This is a genomic window from Malikia granosa (assembly GCF_002980595.1).
Classification (GTDB): Bacteria; Pseudomonadota; Gammaproteobacteria; order Burkholderiales; family Burkholderiaceae_C; genus Malikia; species Malikia granosa.
Genome location: NZ_PVLQ01000063.1, coordinates 24,562 through 46,645 on the forward strand (window position 1 = coordinate 24,562; position 22,084 = coordinate 46,645).

14 protein-coding genes and 2 tRNA genes are annotated in these 22,084 nt (G+C 67.8%); 8 read left to right on the plus strand and 8 right to left on the minus strand.

Annotation, left to right across the window (positions count from 1 at the left end; genetic code table 11):
* Positions 1 to 1,056 carry an ABC transporter permease gene (locus tag C6P64_RS13830; protein ID WP_105749139.1) on the minus strand — a complete coding sequence of 352 codons (1,056 nt, stop codon included), beginning with the start codon at positions 1,054 to 1,056 and terminating at the stop codon, positions 1 to 3.
* Positions 1,043 to 2,599 carry an ABC transporter ATP-binding protein gene (locus tag C6P64_RS13835; RefSeq protein ID WP_105749140.1) on the minus strand — a complete coding sequence of 519 codons (1,557 nt, stop codon included), beginning with the start codon at positions 2,597 to 2,599 and terminating at the stop codon, positions 1,043 to 1,045. The genes C6P64_RS13830 and C6P64_RS13835 overlap by 14 nt, the downstream gene beginning before the upstream one ends.
* Positions 2,600 to 2,777: 178 nt before the next feature.
* Between C6P64_RS13835 and xdhA the strand changes: the two genes are divergently transcribed.
* Positions 2,778 to 4,367, plus strand: a complete 1,590-nt coding sequence (gene xdhA, locus C6P64_RS13840) for a xanthine dehydrogenase small subunit (RefSeq protein ID WP_105749141.1) — start codon at positions 2,778 to 2,780, stop codon at positions 4,365 to 4,367.
* Positions 4,364 to 6,679, plus strand: a complete 2,316-nt coding sequence (gene xdhB / locus C6P64_RS13845) for a xanthine dehydrogenase molybdopterin binding subunit (protein WP_105749142.1) — start codon at positions 4,364 to 4,366, stop codon at positions 6,677 to 6,679. Before xdhA ends, xdhB begins: the two co-directional genes overlap by 4 nt.
* Before the next feature lie 9 nt (positions 6,680 to 6,688).
* Here the strand turns inward: xdhB and C6P64_RS13850 are convergent, their stop codons facing one another.
* Entirely contained in the window at positions 6,689 to 7,105 is a 417-nt protein-coding gene (locus tag C6P64_RS13850; protein ID WP_105749143.1) for a bacteriohemerythrin, read from the minus strand.
* A 35-nt stretch (positions 7,106 to 7,140) separates the two neighbouring features.
* Positions 7,141 to 9,375 (minus strand): ATP-dependent DNA helicase DinG, encoded by a 2,235-nt coding sequence (dinG, locus tag C6P64_RS13855; protein ID WP_105749144.1) that lies wholly within the window; start codon positions 9,373 to 9,375, stop codon positions 7,141 to 7,143.
* 80 nt (positions 9,376 to 9,455) lie between these two features.
* Between dinG and C6P64_RS13860 the strand changes: the two genes are divergently transcribed.
* From C6P64_RS13860 to C6P64_RS13870, 3 genes are all read left to right on the plus strand, one after another.
* A tRNA-Ser gene (locus tag C6P64_RS13860) sits at positions 9,456 to 9,546 on the plus strand.
* A 322-nt stretch (positions 9,547 to 9,868) separates the two neighbouring features.
* The gene (locus C6P64_RS13865) at positions 9,869 to 10,879 is read left to right on the plus strand and encodes a hypothetical protein (RefSeq protein ID WP_105749145.1); all 1,011 of its coding nucleotides are present in this window, start codon (positions 9,869 to 9,871) and stop codon (positions 10,877 to 10,879) included.
* A gap of 39 nt (positions 10,880 to 10,918) precedes the next feature.
* Entirely contained in the window at positions 10,919 to 13,843 is a 2,925-nt protein-coding gene (locus C6P64_RS13870) for an AMP-binding protein (RefSeq protein WP_105749146.1), read from the plus strand.
* A 61-nt stretch (positions 13,844 to 13,904) separates the two neighbouring features.
* On the opposite strand, the gene C6P64_RS13875 is transcribed toward C6P64_RS13870, so the two are convergent.
* Together C6P64_RS13875 and scpC are read right to left on the minus strand one after the other, a co-directional pair.
* Entirely contained in the window at positions 13,905 to 18,422 is a 4,518-nt protein-coding gene (locus tag C6P64_RS13875; RefSeq protein WP_146115935.1) for a response regulator, read from the minus strand.
* 167 nt (positions 18,423 to 18,589) lie between these two features.
* On the minus strand, positions 18,590 to 20,119 hold the full coding sequence (gene scpC, locus C6P64_RS13880) for a succinyl-CoA:acetate CoA-transferase ScpC (RefSeq protein ID WP_105749148.1): 1,530 nt from the start codon (positions 20,117 to 20,119) through the stop codon (positions 18,590 to 18,592).
* Between the two features lie 74 nt (positions 20,120 to 20,193).
* On the opposite strand from scpC, the gene C6P64_RS13885 reads away from it, so the two are divergent.
* The 3 genes from C6P64_RS13885 to C6P64_RS13895 are packed head-to-tail and all read left to right on the plus strand — an operon-like array spanning position 20,194 to position 21,385.
* Positions 20,194 to 20,670: a MarR family winged helix-turn-helix transcriptional regulator gene (locus C6P64_RS13885; protein WP_105749149.1), complete on the plus strand. Its 477-nt coding sequence runs from the start codon at positions 20,194 to 20,196 to the stop codon at positions 20,668 to 20,670.
* Complete coding sequence (locus tag C6P64_RS13890) at positions 20,667 to 20,927, plus strand: VF530 family protein (RefSeq protein ID WP_105749150.1); 261 nt, start codon at positions 20,667 to 20,669, stop codon at positions 20,925 to 20,927. The genes C6P64_RS13885 and C6P64_RS13890 overlap by 4 nt, the downstream gene beginning before the upstream one ends.
* A complete protein-coding gene (locus C6P64_RS13895) occupies positions 20,924 to 21,385 on the plus strand; it encodes a hypothetical protein (RefSeq protein WP_105749151.1) in 462 nt (153 codons plus the stop codon). Before C6P64_RS13890 ends, C6P64_RS13895 begins: the two co-directional genes overlap by 4 nt.
* A 108-nt stretch (positions 21,386 to 21,493) precedes the next feature.
* Here the strand turns inward: C6P64_RS13895 and C6P64_RS13900 are convergent, their stop codons facing one another.
* Together C6P64_RS13900 and C6P64_RS13905 are read right to left on the minus strand one after the other, a co-directional pair.
* Positions 21,494 to 21,838, minus strand: coding sequence for a thioredoxin family protein (locus C6P64_RS13900; RefSeq protein WP_170073112.1), 345 nt, complete (start codon positions 21,836 to 21,838; stop codon positions 21,494 to 21,496).
* 112 nt (positions 21,839 to 21,950) lie between these two features.
* Positions 21,951 to 22,027, minus strand: a tRNA-Asp gene (locus C6P64_RS13905).
* Between the last annotated feature and the right edge of the window lie 57 nt (positions 22,028 to 22,084).

The following is a 22,084-nucleotide window of genomic DNA, read 5'->3' on the forward strand; positions in this document are numbered from 1 at the left end:
TCATTTCCTCCATTGGATGCGGTAGGCGACCAGGGTGTCGCAGGCCAGCAGCGCGAACAGCAGCAGGCCCTGGAACACACCGGTGATCGACTTCGGCAGGCCCAGGCGCGACTGCGCGAGTTCGCCGCCGATGTAGAACATGCTCATCAACAGGGCCGACAGCAGGATGCCGACCGGATGCAGCCGGCCGACGAAGGCGACGATGATGGCGGCAAAGCCGTAGCCGGCCGGCACATAGGGCGTGAGCTGGCCGAGCGGACCGGCGACCTCGAGCGCGCCGGCCAGCCCGGCCAGTCCGCCCGAGACCAGCAGCGCGATCCAGAGCGCGCGCCGCGACGAGAAGCCGGCAAAGCGCGCCGCCGCCGGCGCCAGCCCGCCGACCTGCTGGGCAAAGCCCGACAGGGTGCGGAACAGGTAGAGCCAGATGCCCGCCGCCAGCGCCAGCGCGATCGGCAGGCCGATGTTGACGCGCGAGCCCTCGAACAGGCGCGGCATGCGCGCGGCCGCCTCGAAGGTCTTGGTCTGCGGGAAGTTGTAGCCCAGCGGGTCCTTCCAGGGCCCGTAGACCAGGAAGCCGAGCAGCTGGATCGCGACATAGACCAGCATCAGGCTGACCAGGATCTCGTTGGCATGGAAGCGGTCGCGCAGCCAGGCCGTCAGGCCGGCCCAGGCCATGCCGCCCGCGACGCCGGCCAGCAGCACGGCCGCCACCACCCAGCGCCCGCTGTCGGGACCGGCCAGCAGGGCGACGCCGCCCGCGGCCAGGGCGCCGAGCACGAACTGGCCCTCGGCGCCGATGTTCCAGACATTGGAGCGGAAGCAGACCGCCAGCCCGAGCGCGATCAGCAGCAGCGGCGTGGCCTTGAGCAGCAGCTCGCCGATCGCATAGGGGGTACGGATCGGCTCCCAGAAGAAGACCTGCAGGCCACGCAGCGGGTCCTTGCCGAGCAGCAGGAACAGCGTCATGCCGATCAGTACCGTCAGCGCCAGCGCCAGCAGCGGCGAGGCGTAGCTCCAGACCTTGGACGGCTGGGCGCGCAGTTCAACCCTGAGCATGGGCGGCCTCCCCTGCTGCGTTCAGTGCCGGCGACTCCGACTCGGCGGGCCAGAGTCCCGACATCCAGGCGCCGATGCGCTCGACCGTGGCCTCGGCGCGCGGCACCGAGGGCGAGAGCCGGCCGTCGGCGATCACATGCAGCCGGTCGCTGATCTCGAACAGCTCGTCGAGCTCCTCGCTGACCACCAGCACGGCACAGCCGGCGTCGCGCAGGGCCAGGATCTCGGAGCGGATATGCGCGGCGGCGCCGACATCGACGCCCCAGGTCGGCTGGCTCACGATCAGCACGCGCGGATTGCAATCGATCTCGCGACCGACGATGAACTTCTGCAAATTGCCTCCTGAGAGCGAGCGCGCGACCGCATCGGGGCCACCGGCCTTGATCTTGTAGCGCGCGATGATTTCCTCGGCCTGAGCGCGCAGCACGCCGAGCCTGAGCCAGCCCAGCGGACCGACCGCGTCATGGCGGGTCAACAGCACATTGTGTGCCAGGCCCAGGGTCGGCACCGCGCCGCGCCCCAGCCTTTCCTCGGGCACGAAATGCAGGCCATGCTTGCGCCGCAAGCCGGGGCCGGCCTGCGCCAGGTCGACGCCGGCCAGCCGCACGCTGCCGGCTGGCGCGCGCCGGTCCTCGCCCGAGAGCGCGCACAGCAGCTCGCCCTGGCCATTGCCCGAGACCCCGGCGATGCCAACCACCTCGCCCGCATGGACCTGCAGCGAGATCCCGTGCAGGTCGGTGCCGAACGGGTCCTCGCTGGCCAGCTGCAGGTCCCGCACCTCCAGCATCAGCGCGCCCGGCGCCTGCTCGCGCGCGCTCAAGCGTTCGGGCTCCGAACCCATCATGAGCCGGCTCAGCGAGGCATTGGTCTCGCGGCTCGGGTCGCAGTGAGCAACCACCCGGCCGGAACGCATCACGGTGCAGGCGTGGCACAGCTCGCGGATCTCGTGCAGCTTGTGGCTGATGTAGAGGATGGAGCAGCCCTCGGCGGCGAGCTGGCGCAGCACCACGAACAGGCTCTCGACCGCCTGCGGCGTCAGCACCGAGGTCGGCTCGTCGAGGATCAGCAGCTGGGGCTGGGTCAGCAGCGCGCGCACGATCTCGACCCGCTGGCACTCGCCGACCGAGAGCGTGTGCACCGGGCGGTGCGGATCGAGCTCGAGCCCGTACTCGCCAGCCTTGGACTCGATGCGCTCGACCACCTCGCGCAGGCTCAGGCTCTTGTCCAGGCCGAGCCAGACATTCTCGGCCACGGTCAGGGTGTCGAACAGGCTGAAATGCTGGAACACCATGCTGATGCCGAGCGCGCGTGCCTGCTGCGGGTTGTGCACCTGGACCTGCTGGCCGTTGAAGCGCATGACGCCGGCGTCGGGCTTGGCCACGCCGTAGATCAGTTTCATCAGCGTCGACTTGCCGGCACCGTTCTCGCCCAGCACGGCGTGGATGCTGCCGGGCGCCACGCTGAGCGCGACATTGTCGTTGGCCACCACGCCGGGATAGCGCTTGGTGATGGCACTGAGCTCGAGTCTGGGGGGGCTGCTCATAGAGGAGGTCGGAAGTGGAATGGGGTCCCGAAGCTCGCCAGCAAGGGACCGGGACAGGCCGGACCTGCCGCGCAGGGAGCCCCGATGTTAAGGCCAGCCGGGCATTCCCTTGCGATTGGGACCGGGATAGGATGGCACAAAGATTGCCTGCCAGCTGAACCGAACCACCGAGCACCCGATGCCATCCGATCAGCCCCCCTTCTCGCCGCTGCGCTTTGTCCAGCGCGGCGCCATCGTCGCGGTCGAGCGCGTCGCGCCCGACCGCACCCTGCTGGCGCTGCTGCGCGAGGACCTCGGACAGCCAGCGGTCAAGGAGGGCTGCAACTCGGGCGACTGCGGCGCCTGCAGCGTGGTGCTGGCACAGGCCCGGGGCGACGGGCTGCGCTGGCGCTCGGTCAACAGCTGCCTGCGGCTGGCCCATTCGATCGATGGCAGCGCGCTCTGGACCGCCGCCGACCTGGCAGCGGACCCGCTGCTCGACCTCGGCGGGGCCGAGCTGCACCCGGCGCAGCAGGCCCTGCTCGAGCAGCATGGCTCGCAATGCGGCTTCTGCACCCCGGGCTTCGTGATGAGCCTGTTCGCGCAGTACCAGAATCGGGTCGCGGCGGGCCAGGCGGTGAGCCGCGAGGCGGCGCAGGCCGACCTGTCGGGCAATCTGTGCCGCTGCACCGGCTACCGGCCCATCCTCGACGCGGCGCAGTCGATGGCGCGACTGCCACCGGCCCGAGTGGACCAGGCCGCCCTGCTGGCGCTGCTGGGACAGGTTGCCCCGGCAGCAAAAACCCCGCCGAGCGCCGGGCCAGCCACCGACAGGCCCGAAGGCGCGCAACCCCGCCACTATCTGGCGCCGACCGACCTGGCGGGCCTGCTGCAGGCGCGCGCGCGCTGGCCCGAGGCCAGACTGGTGGCCGGCGCGACCGACCTCGGGCTCTCGATCACCCAGGGGCTGCAGTCCCATGAGCGGCTGATTGACCTCATGCGCGTCGAGGAACTGGCCCGCATCGAGCACCAGCCAGGCTGGCTCGGCATCGGCGCCGCGGTCACACTCGAATCGGCCTTCGCCGCGCTGCTGCGGCAATGGCCGCAGCTGATCGACTTCGCGCAGCGCTTCGCCGGCCTGCCGGTGCGCCAGTCGGGCACGCTGGCGGGCAACATCGCCAACGGCTCGCCGATCGGCGACTCGATGCCGCTGCTGATCGCGCTGGGCGCCCAGCTGCGGCTGTTGCGCTGGGATCAGGGCAGCCAGGCGCCGGCCGAGCGCCGCCTCGCGCTCGAGGACTTCTACACCGGCTACCGCAGACACCGGCTCGGCGCGGACGAACTGATCGCTGCGGTCGAGATCCCCTGCCCGGAGCGGCCCGCTGGTAGCGACTGGACCCGGGCCTACAAGGTGTCGAAGCGGGTCGAGGACGACATCTCGACCGTCTGCCTGGCGCTGTCGCTGCAGCTCGAGGGCGGCCGGGTGCTGGCCGCTGCCATCGGCGTCGGGGGCGTGGCGGCGACGCCGGTGCGGGCCCGGCGCACCGAAACCGTACTGATCGGCCAGCCCTGGAGCCCCGCCACGGTGCAGCAGGCCATGACCACGCTCGCAGCCGAATTCGAGCCGCTGTCCGACCTGCGCGCCAGCGCCGGCTACCGGCGCCTGGTGCTGGGCCGGCTGCTCTGGCGCAGCTGGCTCGAAAGCCAGGGCAGCGCCCTGCCCCATGCGAGCGGATTGCAGGCGCTGGAGCCGATCAGCCCCCGCACAGAGACGGAGTCTCGGCTATGAACATTCCCATCCCGCCAGCGAGCGGCGCCTGCGGCCAATCCCTGCCGCACGAAAGCGCCCGGGCCCATGTCACCGGCCAAGCCCGCTTCATCGACGACCTGCCCGAGCTGGCCGGTACCTTGCACGCCGCCCCGATCCTGTCGCCGCTGGCCCATGGACGACTGCTCGGCCTCGACAGCGCCGCCGCGCTGGCGCTGCCCGGCGTGGTCGGACTGGTGCTGGCGGCCGACATCCCGGGCGCGCGCCTGCTGCCGACCAGCGCCCGGGACGAGCCGGTGCTGGCGCAGGACGAACTGCTCTACGCCGGCCAGGTGATCGGCCTGGCCGTGGCAACGGACCGCGAAACCGCCCGGCGCGCGGCGCGGCTGGTGCAGATCCAGGCCGAGCCGCTGCCGGCGTTGCTGTCGGCGCGCGCCGCCCACGCGGCTGGCCACTATGTCGCGCCGCCGGTGCATCTGGTGCGCGGCGATGTCGCGGCCGCGCTGGCACGGGCGCCACACCGTCTGGCCGGCCAGTTCGAGAGCGGCGCGCAGGAACATTTCTACCTCGAGGGCCAGGTCGCCTACGCGCAGCCGCAGGAGCAGGGCCAGTGGCTGGTGCACAGCAGCAGCCAGCATCCGGGCGAGGTGCAGCACTGCATCGCCAGCGCGCTGGGCCTGGGCAACCACGAGGTGCAGGTGGTCTGCCGGCGCCTGGGCGGCGGCTTCGGCGGCAAGGAAACCCAGGCCAGCCAGATCGCGGTCTGGGCCACGCTGGCCGCGCACAAGTTCGGCCGCCCGGTCAAGCTCAGGCTGGACCGCAAGGACGACTTCCTGATCACCGGCAAGCGCCACGCCTTCAGCTTCGACTGGCAGGCCGGCTTCGACGACCAGGGCCGGCTGCTCGCGCTCGAACTCACCGAGCTGGCCGACTGCGGCTTTTCGGCCGACCTGTCGGTTCCGGTCTGCGACCGCGCGGTGTTCCACAGCGACAACGCCTATTTCCTCGAGCATGTCGCGATCCACAGCTGGCGCTGCCGCACCCACAAGCAGAGCAGCACCGCCTTTCGCGGCTTCGGCGGACCGCAGGGCATGCTCGCGATCGAGACCGTCATGGGCGAGATCGCGCGCCGGCTCGGACTCGATCCGCTCGAGGTGCGGCGGGTCAACCTCTACGGCACCCAGGAGCGTAACGTCACGCCCTACGGCATGGTGCTGGAGGACAACATCCTGGCGCCGTTGATCGACCGGCTGGCGCACCGCGCACGCTACCTGGAGCGGCGCGCCGCGATCGCGCAATGGAACGCCGCCAACCCGGTCATCAAGCGCGGGCTGGCGCTGACTCCGGTCAAGTTCGGCATCAGCTTCACCGCGACCTCGCTCAACCAGGCCGGCGCGCTGGTCCATGTCTACACCGACGGCAGCGTGCTGCTCAACCACGGCGGCACCGAGATGGGCCAGGGCCTGCACACCAAGGTCGCACAGATCGTCGCCCAGGCGCTGGGCCTGCCGCTGCCTTGCGTGCGCGTCAGCGCGAGCGACACGGCCCGGGTACCCAATGCCTCGGCCACCGCCGCCTCGAGCGGCACCGACCTCAACGGCCGCGCCGCCCAGCTCGCCGCCTTCCAGATCCGCGAGCGGCTGGCCCGCTTCGTCGCCGAGCAGGACGGCTGCGCTGCCAGCGAGGTACGCTTCGAGCAGGCCCAGGTCGTGAGCCCGCAGGCCAGGCGCAACTGGCAGGAAGTGGTGGCCAAGGCCTATTCGGCCCGCATCCAGCTCTGGAGCGACGGCTACTACCGCACGCCCAAGATCCACTACGACCCGCGCACGCTGAGCGGACGGCCGTTCTACTATTTCGCCTATGGCGCCGCCTGCAGCGAGGTCGCCCTCGATACCCTGACCGGCGAGAGCCGGGTGCTGGCGGTCGACATCCTGCACGACGTCGGGCGCAGCATCAACCCGGCGCTCGACATCGGCCAGATCGAAGGCGGCTTCGTCCAGGGCATGGGCTGGCTGACCAGCGAGGAGCTGGTCTGGGACGCGCAGGGCCGGCTGCTGACCCATGGCCCGAGCAGCTACAAGATCCCGAGCGCGGGCGACCTGCCAGCCGAATTCCGGATCGAGCTCTGGCCGGAGGCGAACCGCGAGGACAATGTCTTCGGCAGCAAGGCGGTCGGCGAACCCCCCTTCATGCTGGCCATCAGCGTCTGGGAGGCGCTGCGCGACGCGGTGGCCCAGGCGCGCGGCGACGGCCAGCCGGTCCGGCTCGACGCGCCGGCGACGCCGGAGCGGCTGCTGCGGGCCATCGGCGGGCTGGACGCGCCAGCTGGCTAGCGCCAGGCCCTAGCTCATGTACTCCTTGAGCGGGACATCCCGCTGCAGCACATGCTCGGTGATCAGTTCATGGATCAGCCGCGCCAGCCCGTCGCGGTCGCCCGCCCCGAAGATGCCGTCGAACAGCAGCTCGGTCAGGCGCTCGCGGTAGCGGTCATGCTCGGCACGATGGGCGTCCAGGAAAGGGCATTGGTGGGCCTGGAGGATCGCCTCTTCGGTCTCGAAATGCTGGCGCGTGGCATCGGCAATGTCGTTGAGCAAGGCGTGGAAGCGGACCGGGTCCAGCACCGGCGCCTGCAGCAGCTCAAGCGCCTGCCGTCCGAGGCCGAGCAGCTGCCGATGCTGGGCATCGATCAGGACGTTGCCCACGCTCATCGCCTGGCTCCATTCCGGCATCTGGCTGATGGTCATGTCGCTCGAAGCCATTTTCGTTTTGAACTTGATCCACTGTAGCCCAAAAACTAGGCCGCGTCCCGCATCACCCGGGTGAACGGCGGCAGGCCCTGCAGCAGGCGCTGGCCGTAGCTGGTACGCGTCAGCCGGCGGTCGTAGCAGGTCACATGGGCTTCATCCTCCTCGGTGCGGATGGCACGGCCCACCCACTGCGCGAGCCGGATCGCGGTCGCCGGCACCACCAGCTCGACGAAGGGATCGCGTCCGACCTGGCGCAGCCATTCGGCGCGCGCCTCGCCGACCGGATCGTCGGGCGGCGCGAACGGCAGCTTGGTGATGAACAGGTCCTCGCACAGCGGGCCCGGCAGGTCCAGCCCCTCGCCGAAGGACTGCATGCCGAAGATCACCGAGGGCTGGCCGGCCGCGACCCGCTCGCGGTGGCGGCTCAGCAGCTGCCAGCGCGGCAGCGCGGTCTGCACCAGCACGATCTCGCGCAGCGACTCGGGCAGCGACTCCTCGGCCAGCCGCAGCTGGGCGCGCGAGGTGAACAGCACCAGCGCGCCATGCTCGACCTGCTGCAGGTCGCGCAGCAGCGCGCGCACCATGGCCGCGTTGTAGGCCGTCGCGTCCTTGGGGTCGGGCAAATGGTCGACCAGCACCAGGCGGCCCTGGCGCGCGAAGTCGAACGGGCTCTGGACCTCCAGCGCGAGCGCGCAGGGGTCGCCGAACAGGCCGACCTCCTTGAGGAAGAAGTCGAAGCTCCCCAGGCTGGTCAGCGTGGCCGAGGTCAGCACCGCGCCGCGCACCGCGTTCCACAGATGCTGGCGCAGCGTCGCGCCCGGCAGGGTCGGACTGGCATGGGCCTGCAGCACGATGTAGTCGCCCTGGGTCGCGAGCGTGAACCACTTGGCCGCCGGCGCCGTCCCCTCGGCGGGGTCCTGCAGCATCAGCTGGGTGGTGGCGGCGACCGCCTCGAGCCTAGGCGCCAGCGTGCCGAGCTGGGCATAGAGCTGCGACAGGCGCTTGGCCTCGTCGGGCTGGGCCTTGATCTCGGCCTTCAATGCCTTGCTGACGGCGCGCAAGACATCGAGGAATTCCTGCGCCTGGTGCGAGAGCTGGGCCAGCGGCTCGACCAGCTCGGGATGCAGCTGTCCGCGCGGCACGCGGTAGCGCCCGGGCTGGTTCGATCCTGCCGGGGCAGACCCGCGTCGGCTGCCAAAGGCCGGCGCCTCCTCGCCCTTGAGGGCCGAGCCATGGTGATGCATGACCAAGCGCGCCAGGTCCAGCATCAGCTGGCGCAGCTGGGCCGAGATGCGCGGCAGCTCGGCCACCTCGGACACCGCGAGCAGGCCCCCGGTGCGCACCGCCTGGCTGGCCAGCTTGTCTATCCACTTGAGCCGGCTCAGGTCCATGCTGCTGGCGAACTGGTCGAGCGCGATGCCCGGCAAGTGATGCGCCTCGTCGAGCACCAGCAGGCAGTTGTCGAGCTCGGGCAGCAGGCGCGAGCCCAGCGATGACAGCAGCAGGTCGTGGTTGACCACGATCACCTGCGCGCCGACCAGCGACTTGCGCGCCGCGTAGTAGCTGCACTGGTCGTAGGCCGGACAGTGGCGCGCGGTGCAGGAACTGCCCTCGGCCGCCACTGCCGCCCACCAGGCCGCTTCGGGCGGCTGCTCGAGCTGGTCGCGGTCGCCGTCCCAGCGCCCGCGCTCGAGCTGCTGCTGCAGGCCCTGGTAGAAGGCCTGGCGCTCGACCTGTTCCTGCGCCAGACTCAGGCTGCGCCCGGCGCTGGTCGGGCGCGCCTCGTCGGCGAACAGGTCGTCCTCGGCATCCCAGGCCGCGTCACCATCGCCCCCGTCACTGCCGGCGGACCAGCGGTCGAGCTTGAGCTTGCAGACATAGCGCCCGCGCCCCTTGGCCAGCGCGAAGCGGAACGGCTGCGGCAGGCTGCTGGCCAGCGCCGGCAGGTCCTTGGCGACCAGCTGCTCCTGCAGCGCGACGGTGGCGGTCGAGATCATCACGCGGGTGTTGCGCGCCAGCGCCAGCGCGATCGCCGGCACGCTGTAGGCCAGCGACTTGCCGACCCCGGTGCCGGCCTGGATCACCGCGATCGAGCGTTGCGGCTCGAGCGCCTCGATCGGGCCATCCTCGTCCTCGGGCGTCTTGCCGAGATCGGCCTCGGCAAAGGTCTGCGCGACCTGCTCGGCCATCAGGCGCTGGCCCTCGCGCACCCGCAGCCCGCTGGCCGCCACCACCTGATCGAACACCTGCAGCGCCGAGCGCGCCATTTCTACCTTGGACATGGGGCGGGAGTGTGGCACGAAAACCGGGCCGGCAGGCCTTACAATGGCCGCTGCATCGACCAGCGCGGTCGCTTGCGCAAGGAAACGTGGCCGAGCGGTTTAAGGCAGCGCTCTTGAAAAGCGCCGAGGGCTGATACCCCTCCGTGAGTTCGAATCTCACCGTTTCCGCCAGTCCGGCAACGTGCCCAGGTTGTCCGGTTCCACTGGGCCCTCACGCGGGCAAGAATCAGGCTTGCCACGGCAACGATTGACGAACTGGCTGGACATCACGACATCAGCCAGGCGACGCCGGCCAGCGAACGATCCAGCAGCCTCCCGCGGTCCGACTCACCGCATATTCCACTTGTCTCCCCCTGACCACTGCCTAGAATGCGGCCGTGGCTGGTACATGCTTTTTGCTGTTGAGTGCTGATCCGCGGCCGATCAATCGCGACTCCGCCAAGGGGCTAATGACTGCGACCCACAGAGCCCACAACAACCTTGGCCCAATGTCATGTCAACGACCCTCATCCTGCCGCTCCCGCCATCAGACTTGAAACAGGGCGTTCATGCGCAAGCTGACGCAGCGACGCAGGAACGACTGCTCCAGTGGCTCGACGCCACGGTGAACGCCATCCGCGCAGCCTGCCTGGGACCCGTCACGGCCGACCTCGCCGACAGGACAGCCAGGGACAGCGAGTCCTTGTCGGAAGAGCTGGTCTCGCTTTTCTTGCACAAAAGCTTCAACCATCAATCACGTGGCCGACTCAGGGCCATACTGCCTCGCTTTCGCCAGGGCTTGCAATCACATATCGACGCCATGCGACCCTTGACGTTGTACTTCCTGTACAACGGCGGCTACCGGGCATCACCCTTGCCGCAAGACCCAGCCCCCCTTTTTCATCCGGATCAAACAGAACTGATGCTGCTGCGCCAGATCGCGCTGCTGCAGGCAAGAGTCACGCAGAAATACGCCCCCGGGATTGATTTCGTCATCGTGCTGAACAATGGCGTGGCGGCCTACGTCAACGACATATCCTTGGACAAAACCAGTCGCTATGCCAAGGAACTACGGGAAATCATCGAGTCACTTGGCGCCAGCAAATTCGTTCGCGTGCTGCTGCAATCCGAAGCGCCTGGATTCAGCAGCAGCCAACCCAAACCTGGATACCAGACGCTACCGGAAATAAACCAGAAGGAACATGCGATTGTCGAGCGCTTCCTGGGGCGGCCCTGTTCTGCGCAAGAGGCCAGCTACCGGGCATGGCTCTACCAGATAGCCGAGACTGAATGGGCCAAGGACTTGGCGCCGCTGGTCACGCGGGACCATGGCCTCCTGCTGCGACAGGTCGCGAGCCCGGGAATGCTTTCCTTCCGTGCTTTCCCAGGCGGGGCCATACGGGCACAAAATGGCTCGCTGGGATTCCAGGAAGTCGACCAGACCTGGGTTCCCAAGCTCATCTCGGCAGAAACCTACAGCCAGTACCAGATCCAGACGATCAACTGGTCACTCCCGCTGGCGTGACAAGCAATCGTCCCCTCAAGGCCAGAAAACTCGATCAAGATGCACGCCAACCTTGTCTGGCATGAGACACCCTTTGCCGAGCCCGATGCCGACCGCGTCCATGAAGCGCTACCAGTGGCATTGGCCAGGGCCTGTCAGCTTTGGCCAGAGCGGACCGCGGTCCTGCATGAGACCCAGCGCTTCCGTTTTCAGGAGCTGGCCTGCCGCGCAGCCGGTCTGGCGCAGGAGATCCAAGCCTCCGCTACGGCCCCGGGCCCGGTCGCACTCCTGCAATCGGTGGGATTTGACGCGGTGGCAGCCTGGTTTGCCTGCGCAATGGCCGGAAGGCCCTTGCTGCTGCTGGAACCCGGGCAGCCACCTCATCGCTTGCTGGAACTGATCGAGTCAGCCGCCTGCACCCTGCTGCTGTGTGATGCCGTGACATTGGCAAGCTTGCCCAGCGGGCTGGCGGTCAGAACCCTGGTTTCCGACGGCCGATCGAGCCAGCTGAACCTTGACAAGGTTCTGGGCGCTGATGAGCCCGCCATGATATTTCCTACTTCGGGCTCTACCGGCAGCCCCAAGTTGGTCACCTACTCGGCCGCCACCCTGCAGGCCAAGGTGCAGGCCTCCATCGCACTGATGCAAGTGTCCTCGGGATCAAGAGTCCTGATTGCAGGATCACACGGCAACTATGGCTTCCTTCACCATGCGATGGTTTTCTTGTTATCCGGCGGAGCGCTCTGTCTGGCCGACATCAAGAAGCTGGGATTTGCTGCCCTGAGTGATGCCATCCTGCGCCTCGAGGCCAGGCATATCAGGTTCACGCCGTCGATGTTTCGCAATTTTGCCACCCTGCCTGGTGCCAAAGACGTGCTGGGCTACCTGGATGCCGTCCGTTTTTCGGGTGAACCGTTGCTCGCGTCGGACCTCGAACTGGCACGCAAGACCCTGCAGCCGAACTGCCTGATTCAAAACGTCTACGGCAGCACGGAAAGCGCCCTGTTCATTTGCCACTGCGATGGAACCGATACTGTACAAGCAACGGTTCCCATGGGTCAGATCTACCCGTTTTCCTGCTACGCCTTGCGGCCGATCGACGAGAGCAGCAGAGACATCGACACGGGAGAACTGCTGATTCGATCTTCCTACCAAGCCCTTGGCGACTGGAAGCCCGGCGGTATCGATTCGGAACGTTTCCCCCTTTTCGCCCCAGGCAGCCCGGAACGCCTCTACGCCACCGGAGACCTTGTCAGGCGCCGGCCAGACGGCCAGCTGCTACATCTGGGCCGAATCGGGAGAATGGCCAAGATCAGGGGACAAAGAGTCTATCTGAGCGAGGTGGAAAACAATTTGCGCTCCATTCCCGGTGTCACTGGCGCAGCGGTCATCGAGGACCAGGAAGCCTGCAGCCCCCGGCTTTACGGCTTCATCACCAGGAATGAAGCGTTCAACGAAGATCCCAGAAAATGGCTCGCGCATCGCTTGCCAGACTTCATGGTTCCTGCCGGGATCGAGGTCATCGAGGCCATTCCGCTGCTGGCCGGAGGCAAGGTGGACTACAAGGCCTTGACCACCCGCATCCCCAGGCACGAAGCCATCAGGGGCGACAAGCATGAAGGCAAGAATGCCTACGAGCACCTCTGCCATCTGTGGGATGTCGTGCTGTGGCCAGGCGCCCACCAACACCCCAGCGACTTCGTGGCATTGGGCGGAGACTCGCTCAAGCTGATGCAGTTGATGCTGCATGTCGAGAAAAGCTTCAAGAACAGCTTTTCAGTCGATGAATTCCTCGTCGATGCAAGCCTCCACAATCTGGCCCGACTGATTGGCATAGACAATCCATCACATGTGACTGAAAAGCAGCCGGGATTGAGATTCAGGCTGGCATGGCCAAGCAGCACGCCATCGAAAGGGATAGCCTTGGCCGTCCCGGGATGGGGTGGATCGGCAATGGCCGTACCCTTTGCCAGGGCCGGGCTGTTTGCAGGGCATGACTTGTGGGCGGCCGATATCGGCCTGGCTGGCGGCAACATCCTTCAAGGCAACAGCTGGTGGAAGACCGCCATCGAGATCGCTGACCAGATCAAGGCCGGTGCCTTGCCTAGACCCAGGATCATCTTCGGCTATTCGGCCGGAGGCAGCGTTGCCTGGCTGGTTGGCCGCCTGCTGGCAGCATCAGGTTGCGCGCCCGACTATGTCCTGATGTCCGACTCCTCGCCCCTGCATCGCCTGCCAGCCTATAGCCACCGCGACCTTCGGCGCCTGCTGGCGGCAAGCCCAGCGGAGCGGATGCCAGCCGTGATCCATATCCGGAGAACCTGTCTGGCCCAACTCGAGATCGGAAGAGGCAACGCACATGCCTGGATGCCAGAGGACAATCTCCAGTTCACGTTCGACATCCCTACTGTCGATCATTCGGAGATGTCGCGCAGCGAGGTATTGGCCCTGGCGGCTCCCGCGGTGGAATCCTACTTGAGCGGCAGTCCTCCTGCAGACCGAGCAGCGACAAGCTCAAGCAATCCCCAGACGGTCGGCGCAGAAATCTACCAGAGGCTTCATCGAGAGGCGCCCAGCAACGTCGCTGAGCTCAACCAGCTCGTCAGGCATCCAGGCTTGGGCAAGGGCCATCTAGGCGCCTTGCTGCAGCTGACGCTACGGGACTGTCGAACCGAGCCAGCGTCAGCCTTGGTCGCCGAGCTCTTGTTGCAGCACCCTGACGCGCTCATCCTGCAGCTTGCGCAATCACGACTTCGTCGCAAGCCATCGGACCTGTGCCCGGGATTCCTTCCATTCGGCAGGCTGAAGAGCGTGGCGACACTCGAAAGAACGCTCGCGGCGCACCACCTGGCTTTTACCGATGCAACGGGAACCGGGCAAGGCACCGGACTGGGGCCAATCAAACTCGCGCGCCTCTTCGTCGATCTGGTCAAGGCAGTGACCCAGGTGCGCTCGAGTCGTCCCAAAAGGCGACCTGTGCGCTGACCCGAAGCCGCAGGGCCATCAAACCCAGGTCAGTAAGCCACTGCCCAGGCCAACACGGCCCTCACCCCGCCTGCCTGATCGCCAGCAGCGCCTGCTCGAAATCGAAATTCTCCAGCGCCTTGGCCAGCGGCTCGTAATGCGGGCCCAGCGCGGCCTGCAGCAGGCTACGGTTGGCCTCGAACAGCGCCAGGCTATCGGTGTCGGCCTGCTCGAGCAGGCTGACCAGCTGGGCACGCAGGCGCCGCCATTGCTGCGGGTCCTTCAAGACGGCCGTCACGTTAGCCGCCTGCTGCGGCAGGCGCTGGCGGATCGCCTCGACCAGCGGCGGCAAGGCCTGGGCGATGCCGGCTTGCAGCAGCTCGAGGCGGTCCTGCGGCGCCCGCTCGCGCAAGGCCTGCTCCAGCCGCTCGGCCCGCTCGCGCAGCTCGAGCGCGCCGATCTGGGCCGCCACCCCCTTGAGCGTGTGCGCCAGCCGCTCGGCCTGGACCCAGTCGGCCGCGGCGATCGCCCCGGCCAGGCGAGCCGGCGTCGCGGCCTGGTCGCTGGCAAACCGGGCCAGCAACTGCTGGTAGAGCGGCTCGCGCCCGAGCACCTGGCGCAGGCCCAGCACCGTGTCGAGTCCCGCGATGCCCGCGAATGAAACGCCCCGCCCCGTGGCGGCCGGCCGAACCGTGCTGCGCTGGCGCCTGGACGCGCGCCGCGAGCGCGACCGGCTGGGCTTGACCCAGCGCAGCAGCTTGGCCGCCAGGTCCTGCGGATCGATCGGCTTGGCGATGTAGTCGTTCATCCCCGCCTCGAGGCAGCGCTCCCGGTCGCCCGTCATCGCATTGGCGGTCATGGCCAGGATAGGCAATTCCTGCAGCCAGGACAGCTGGCGGATCTGGCGCGTGGCCGTCAGGCCGTCCATGACCGGCATCTGCATGTCCATCAGCACCACGTCATACGGATTTTGCTGCACCCGCTCCAGGGCCACGGCGCCGTCGGGGGCCAGGTCGACCCACAGGCCGAGCTCGCGCAGCAGTTCGATCGCGACCTCCTGGTTGATCTCGTTGTCCTCCACCAGCAGGGCCCTGGCCCCTTGCAGCGGGGCGGTATCGGCCTGCAGACCACGCTCGGGGCGCGGTAGCGGGGACAGCTCGTCGAGTTCGGCGCCAAGCAGGCGCATCACGGTGTCGAACAGCACCGAGGGAGTCACCGGCTTGACCAGCACGTCGCTGATGCCCACCTCCTCGGACAGCTCGAGCAGCTCGCCGCGGTCATAGGCCGTGACCATCAGCACCAGCGGTCGCCTGGGCAGCGGCAGGGCGGCGATCTTGCGCGCGACGGTCACGCCGTCCATGCCGGGCATCTTCCAGTCGAGGAAGACTACCTCGTAGGGCTGTCCGGCCGCGGCGGCCTGGCTCAGCTCGGCCAGCGCCAGCGGACCGGACGCGACCGTGCTGACGGCAAAGCCCATCGAGCGCAGCATCTCGCCCATCACCTCGCGCGCGGGGTCGTTGTCGTCGACGACCAGGATGCGCCGCCCTTGCAGATCGGGCTGGGCCAGCCAGCGCCTGGGCTGATCGGCACCCAGGCCGAGCCGGGCCGTGAACCAGAAGGTCGAGCCCTGCCCCGGCTCGCTGACGACCCCGACCTGGCCACCCATCAGCTCGGCCAGGCGCTTGGAGATCACCAGGCCCAGGCCGGTGCCGCCGTACTTGCGCGTGGTCGAGCTGTCGGCCTGCTGGAAGCTCTGGAACAGCAGCGCGCATTGCTCGGGCGAGATGCCGATGCCGGTATCCTGGACCGAGAAGCGCAGCAGCAGCTCGTCGGCCGGCTCCTGGCCCGGCTCAAGCGCAACGCGGATCGTGATCGTGCCCTGCTCGGTGAACTTGACCGCGTTGTTGGCATAGTTGATCAGCACCTGACCGATGCGCAGGGGGTCGCCGATCAGATCGCGCGGCACGTCCTGCGCCACGTCCACCACCAGTTCCAGCCCCTTGCTGTCGGTCTTGGTCACGAACAGGCCGACGACGTTGTCGAGCATCTGGTCGAGGTCGAAATGCGCCCGTTCGACGCTCATCTTGTCGGCCTCGAGCTTGGAGAAGTCGAGGATGTCGTTGATGATGCCGAGCAGGTGCTGGCTCGACAGCTGGATCTTCTGCAGGTAGTCGAGCTGGCGCGGCGTCAGCTCGGTCTTGAGCACCAGATGGGTCATGCCGATCACGGCATTCATCGGCGTGCGGATCTCGTGGCTCATGTTGGCGAGGAAATCGGCCTTGGCGCGCGCGTTCTGCTCGGCCATTTCCTTCGAGCGCTGCATCGCCTCGAAGGCCTCGCGCTCGGCCGTGATGTCCTGCACCATGCCGGCATAGCCCTTGCTGACATCCCGGTCGATCACCTGCGCCGACACGCGGGCCCAGAAGCGGCTGCCGTCCTTGCGCATCAGCTCCTGCTCGGTGCGGAAATTGCCATGCGCGAGCATGTCGGGCTGGAACTTCTGCTGCAGCTTGGCGAAGGCCTCGTCATCGGCATAGAAGATGCGCGGTGCCTGGCCGATCAGTTCGCCCGGCCCATAGCCGAACATCTGCTCCATGGTCCGGTTGCAGCGCTGGATCTGATGATCCTTGACGAAGATCAGGCCTGCGGTCGCCGCGTTGAAGACGGCCTGCTGCTCGGCGCTGGCCAGGCTCAGCGCGCGGGTCGCCGTTGCGAGCTCGGCCGTGCGTTCGTCGACCAGCTGCTGCAGATGCTGGCGGTAGCGCTCGAGCTCGGCCTGCGCCTGCTTGAGCGGCGAGACATCGGTCGAGATGCCGCACAGCGCATAGACCCGCCCTTCCTCGTCGCGCAGCGGGATCTTGATCGTCAGGTCGGTCGAGCTCGAGCCGTCCTGCAAGACATTGAAGTCCTCGGCCACCACCCGCTCGCCCTGCTCGATCACGCGGCGGTCGACCTGGCGCACCCGCTCCGCGACCGCCGGCTCGAAGAAGTCGGCATCCTGGTGGCCGATGATCTGCTCGAGCGAGCGCTTGAACAGCGCGCAGGTCCGGCGATTGGCGTACTGGTAGCGGTAGTCGGTGCCCTTGATGTAGATATAGGCCTCGACGCTGTCGAGAATCGTATTGAGCCGCTCGTGCTGCTGGCGCAGTTCGCGCTCGAGGCGCACCTGCTCGCTGACATCGCGCGACAGCAGCACATAGTAGGGCTGCTCCGCGTCGCCCCTGAGCCGGCAGGCGATCGAGGCCTCGTACCAGCAATCGCCCCCGGCCTGGGCCAGGCAGTAGCGCCGGCCGTAGTCGCTGCCGTGCAGACGCGCCGCCTGCAGGCCGGCGGCAATGACCTCGGCCGCCGCAGGCGGCAGCACCTGGGCGTAATGCTGGCCGACCAGCGCGGGCGGCCGGATCTCGAACGGGGCCTGGCGCGCCGAACGCACCTCGGTGATCCGGCCCTCGGCATCGATCTCGAGCAGCATGTCGGGAACGGCCTCGAGGATGGAAGCCAGGTGGTCGCGGGTCGACAGCACCGAACGGCTCATCGACTCTGCCATCCGCTCGGCCCTGAGCCGCTGCTGGATCTGGGCCCGGCTCAAGGCAAACAGCAGCAGCGACAGCAACAGGCCGACCGCCAGCACCAGCTGGGGATAGGCCTGCTCGATCGGCAGCAGGAAGTCGTCGCTGGCCGTGCAGACCAGGGTCCAGCGGCGCCCGCCGATGTCGAGCGAGAGCTGCTGGCGCATCAGCCTGGGCGACTCGCCGGCCGCCGGCTGGCTGCTGAAGACCAGCGTGCCGCTGCCCTCCTCGGCGACGGCGGCGTCGCGCAGCTCGATCGCCAGCGGCTGCCGGTCGGCCGGCAACAGCTCGCGCACCAAGTCCTGGTAGCGCAGGCTGGTGCCGACGAAGCCGACCAGCAGCGCCCGCCGCTGCTCCACGGTATCCGGCAAGGCGCCGCCACGGTAGAGCGGCTGGTAGATCAGGAAACCGGGCAAGCGGTCCGGCCCCTGGTCCACCGCGAGCTGGACCCTGGCGCTGAGCTGGGGATTGCCCGTGTCGCGCGCGCGCTCAAGCGCATCGCGCCGCTCCGGACTCTGCCAGGAATCGATCCCGAGGGCAACCCGGTTCTTCTCGGTGACCGGTGCCAGGTTGGTGACGACGACATGGAAATCACGCACGCCCGGCGGCTTGAGCACGAACTCCTGTCCGCCCAGCATGCGCTGCGAGTCGATCAGCTCGGGCAATTGCTCGCCGCTGGCCGCGCGCAGATGGATCAGGTCGGTGAAGCCCGGATAGCTCTCCTCCAGCCGCAGGGTATCGCGCATGCGCTGCCAGGCTTCGGGACTGATCAGCGGATTCTGGCCCGCATAGGCCTGGGCACCGCGCAAGACCTGGGTCAGGCCGACCAGATGGGTATGGAGGGCAGTCCTGAATTCGTTGCTGCGCAGCAGGAAACGGTCCTCGTCGGCCGAACGTATCCAGCGCTGGCTGAACTCGTGCAGGCCCAGGGTCAGGGCCAGGCCAATCGCCAGCACCAGCCAGGACAGCCAGTTCGGGGTACGCTTCAACTTGCCTGAATGGCCATCGGTGGTGGCAGGGACAATCGGCAAGGCCGTTTCCTCAGCGCCTGCATCGGGTTGCTGGCTGCACCTGGCTTGTGAGCAGGATAAAGCCGTGCAGATTCATTTCTGCCATTCTATCCAGGAGCGCCGGGCCGCGCGACATCGGGCGACCCGGCGCAGCAAGCACCGGCCTGGGCCGGTGCGGGTTGCACGCCTCAGGGCAGCATGCGACCTTCGCGCTCGAAGCGCGAATGCCAGGACAACGCCTCGTCGAGCAGATGAGGAGTGTGCAGGCCGCCCTGGCCGCCGCGCGCCGAGCGCTCGGCGCGTGCCACATAGTCGCGCAGCGCGGGACGGAAGTCCGGGTGGGCGCAATGCTCGATCACGACCTGGGCCCGCTGGCGCGGCGCCAGGCCGCGCAGGTCGGCCAGGCCCTGCTCGGTGACCAGGATCTGCACGTCATGCTCGGTGTGGTCAACATGGCTGACCATCGGCACGATGCAGGAGATCGCGCCGTCCTTGGCGGTCGAAGGCGTCACGAAGAACGAGATGTAGGCATTGCGCGCGAAGTCGCCCGAGCCGCCGATGCCGTTCATGATGCGGGTGCCCATGATGTGGGTCGAGTTGACGTTGCCGTAGATGTCGGCCTCGATCATCGCATTCATCGACAGCACGCCGAGGCGGCGCACCAGCTCGGGGTGGTTCGAGATTTCCTGCGGCCGCAGCACGATGCGCTGGCGGTAGAAGTCGAGGTTGTCGAGGAATTCCTTGGTACCCTCGCGGCTCAGCGACAACGCGGTGGCCGACGCCATCACCATCTTGCCCGACTTGAGCATCTCGAGCATGCCGTCCTGCAGCACCTCGGTATAGCCGGTCAGGTTCTCGAACGGGCCCTGGTTCAGGCCGGCGAGCACCGCGTTGGCGATGTTGCCGACGCCGGACTGCAGCGGCAGCAGCTCGGGCGGCAGCCGCCCGACCTTGACCTCGTGCGCCAGGAAATCGAGGATATGGCCCGCGATGCGCTGCGAGTTGTCGTCGGCGGCCGAGAACTTGGTGTCGCGGTCGAGCGCGTGGGTCTCGACGATCGCAACCACCTTGGCCGGGTCCACATGCAGGTAGGCGTCGCCGATGCGGTCGCCCGGATGCGTCATCGGGATCGGCTTGCGATGCGGCGGACGCTCGGTGCCGTAATAGACATCGTGCATGCCCTCGAGTCCGAGCGGCATCGCGCTGTTGACTTCGAGGATCACCTTGTCGGCCTGGTCGAGCCAGGTCTTGTTGTTGCCGATCGACGAGGACGGGATCAGGCGCCCGTCTTCCAGGATGCCCGCGACCTCGACCACCGCGACATTGAGCTTGCCCAGGAAGCCGAACCAGACGAACTGCGCCACATGCGACAGGTGGATGTCGATATAGTCCATCTCGCCGGCATTGATGCGGGCGCGGCAGGTCGGGTCGGACTGGTAGGGCAGGCGCATCTCGATGCCGCCGACCTTGGCCAGCGCGCCGTCGAGCTCGGGCGCGGTCGAGGCGCCGGTCCAGACGCCGATGCGGAACTTGTTGCCGCCCTGGTTGGCTTGCTCGATATGCTTGGCCAGTGCCTGCGGCACCGCCTTCGGGTAACCGGCACCCGTGAAGCCGCTCATGCCGACATGGTCGCCATGCTCGATAAGCGCTGCAGCCGCATCGGCCGACATGATTTTCTGGCGCAGGCCAGGGTGAAGAATGCGAGACGGTTCAGACATGGCTCTCCTCGATCTATTAACGTCAATAATATTGACCTATTTTCATGTTAACGCCGAACGAGAAATCAGTCAATATGCTTGACGTAACTAGCCCACCCGACCTGATGGCCTCGATCGCGTTGTTCTATCAGGCCTACCGGACCTACACCTCGGGCTCGGATGCCCTGCTGGCCCAGCGCGGGCTCGGACGGGTGCACCACCGGGTGCTCTACTACGTGGCGCGCCATCCGGAGCTGACCGTCAGCGAGCTGCTCGAGCGGCTCGGCGTCAGCAAGCAGGCGCTGCACGCGCCGCTGCGGCAGCTGGTCGAGCTGGGCCTGGTCACGGTCAGCAAGCCGGCGCATGACCGCCGGGTCCGGCAGCTGGCCCTGACCGAAGCGGGACAGCAGCTCGAGTGGCAGCTGACCTCGCCGCTGGCCGAGCACCTGAGCGCCGCGCTGGAGCGTGCCGGTCCGCAGGCCACCGCCGGCTGGCTCAAGGTCATGCACGAGATCTCGACCCAGCCGGTAGCGCCGCTCGACGCGACTTTGGCGGCACAATCCCGGCCATGACATCCACATCCGACACGGACGCCCCGCCACAGCGGAACAACCCCCTGCACGGCCTGACGCTGGAAGCGATCGTGACCGCGCTGCAGGCGCATTACGGCTGGGCCGGGCTCGGCGAGCAGATCCCGATCCGCTGCTTCAACGTCGACCCCAGCATCAATTCCAGCCTCAAGTTCCTGCGCAAGACCCCCTGGGCGCGCGAGAAGGTCGAAAGCCTCTACCTCTTCATGCTGCGCGAGCAGCGCCGGGCCCAGCGATGAACGACAGCGTGAACCAGAACCAGGCCGAGACCGAAGCCGGCCGCGGCCACCCGCGCACCGAGGCCGCCTTGCAGCGCCTGCGCCAGGCCATGGCCCAGATCGAGGCCGAGATCCTGTCCCATGGCGGCCACTACCCCTACAACCACGGCCGCATGACGCAGTCCGAGCTGTGCCGGCGCGCCGATGTCAAGAAGGCGACGCTGCAGAACCCGGTGCACAAGGACACGACCCGGGTCGAGGTGATCGAATGGTGCGACGCGATCAATGCGCGCCTGGCGCAGGCGCGCGACCTGGCCAGGCTGGAAGCTAGCAGCGTGGCACCGCAGGAAGACGCCAGCCACCCCGCCCTGCAGCAGGAGCTCGATGAACTGCGCCGACGGCTCGAGGCCGCGCTGCGGCACAACGCCGAACTCGAGCAGGAAAACGCCGCGCTGCGCGCCAGGCTGGGCGCCGGCTGAGCCGAAGCCAGCAGGCGGCCGGCCAGGACAAGGACTGGATGCCAGCAAGGCCGCAGCACAAGGCCCCTGTGCAGGGCCTGGAGCCAGGTTCTGAGTCCTGAGCCCAGCTCAGGCCGCGGACGAAGCCGCCGCGAGCCACTGCGCGACGGCGGCGGCCTCGGTCGGGCGCACCAGGCGGGCGATTTCCTGGCCATCGCGCAACAGGATCAGGGTCGGCCAGAGCTTGACGCGGAAACTGCGGCCCAGCGGGCGCCCGGGACCATCCTCGACCGGCAGGTGGCGCATGGCGGCGAGCGTGGCGGGTGCCGCCTGCAGCGCCTGGGCCACGGCCGGTGCCGCCGCCTGGCAATGGCCGCACCAGTCGGTGCCGAACTGCAGCAGGGTCAGGCCCGGCAGCGCGTCGACCTCGGCACGATCGGGTGCCTGGGGCGAATAGGATGGGGTGTCGTTCACGGGCAAGGCCTCCGCAAGGGTTGGCTTCATTCTAGACCTTGCCCACAGAGCAGGAATCGATGGCCAGAAAGCAAAAAGCCCCTGCAAGCATGACTTGCAAGGGTTTGCGATCTGGCGGAGTGGACGGGACTCGAACCCGCGACCCCCGGCGTGACAGGCCGGTATTCTAACCAACTGAACTACCACTCCTGGCAGTGCAGCTTTTGCGAACTGGCTTTCAGCCAGCTTGCCAAGCGCTACAACTTG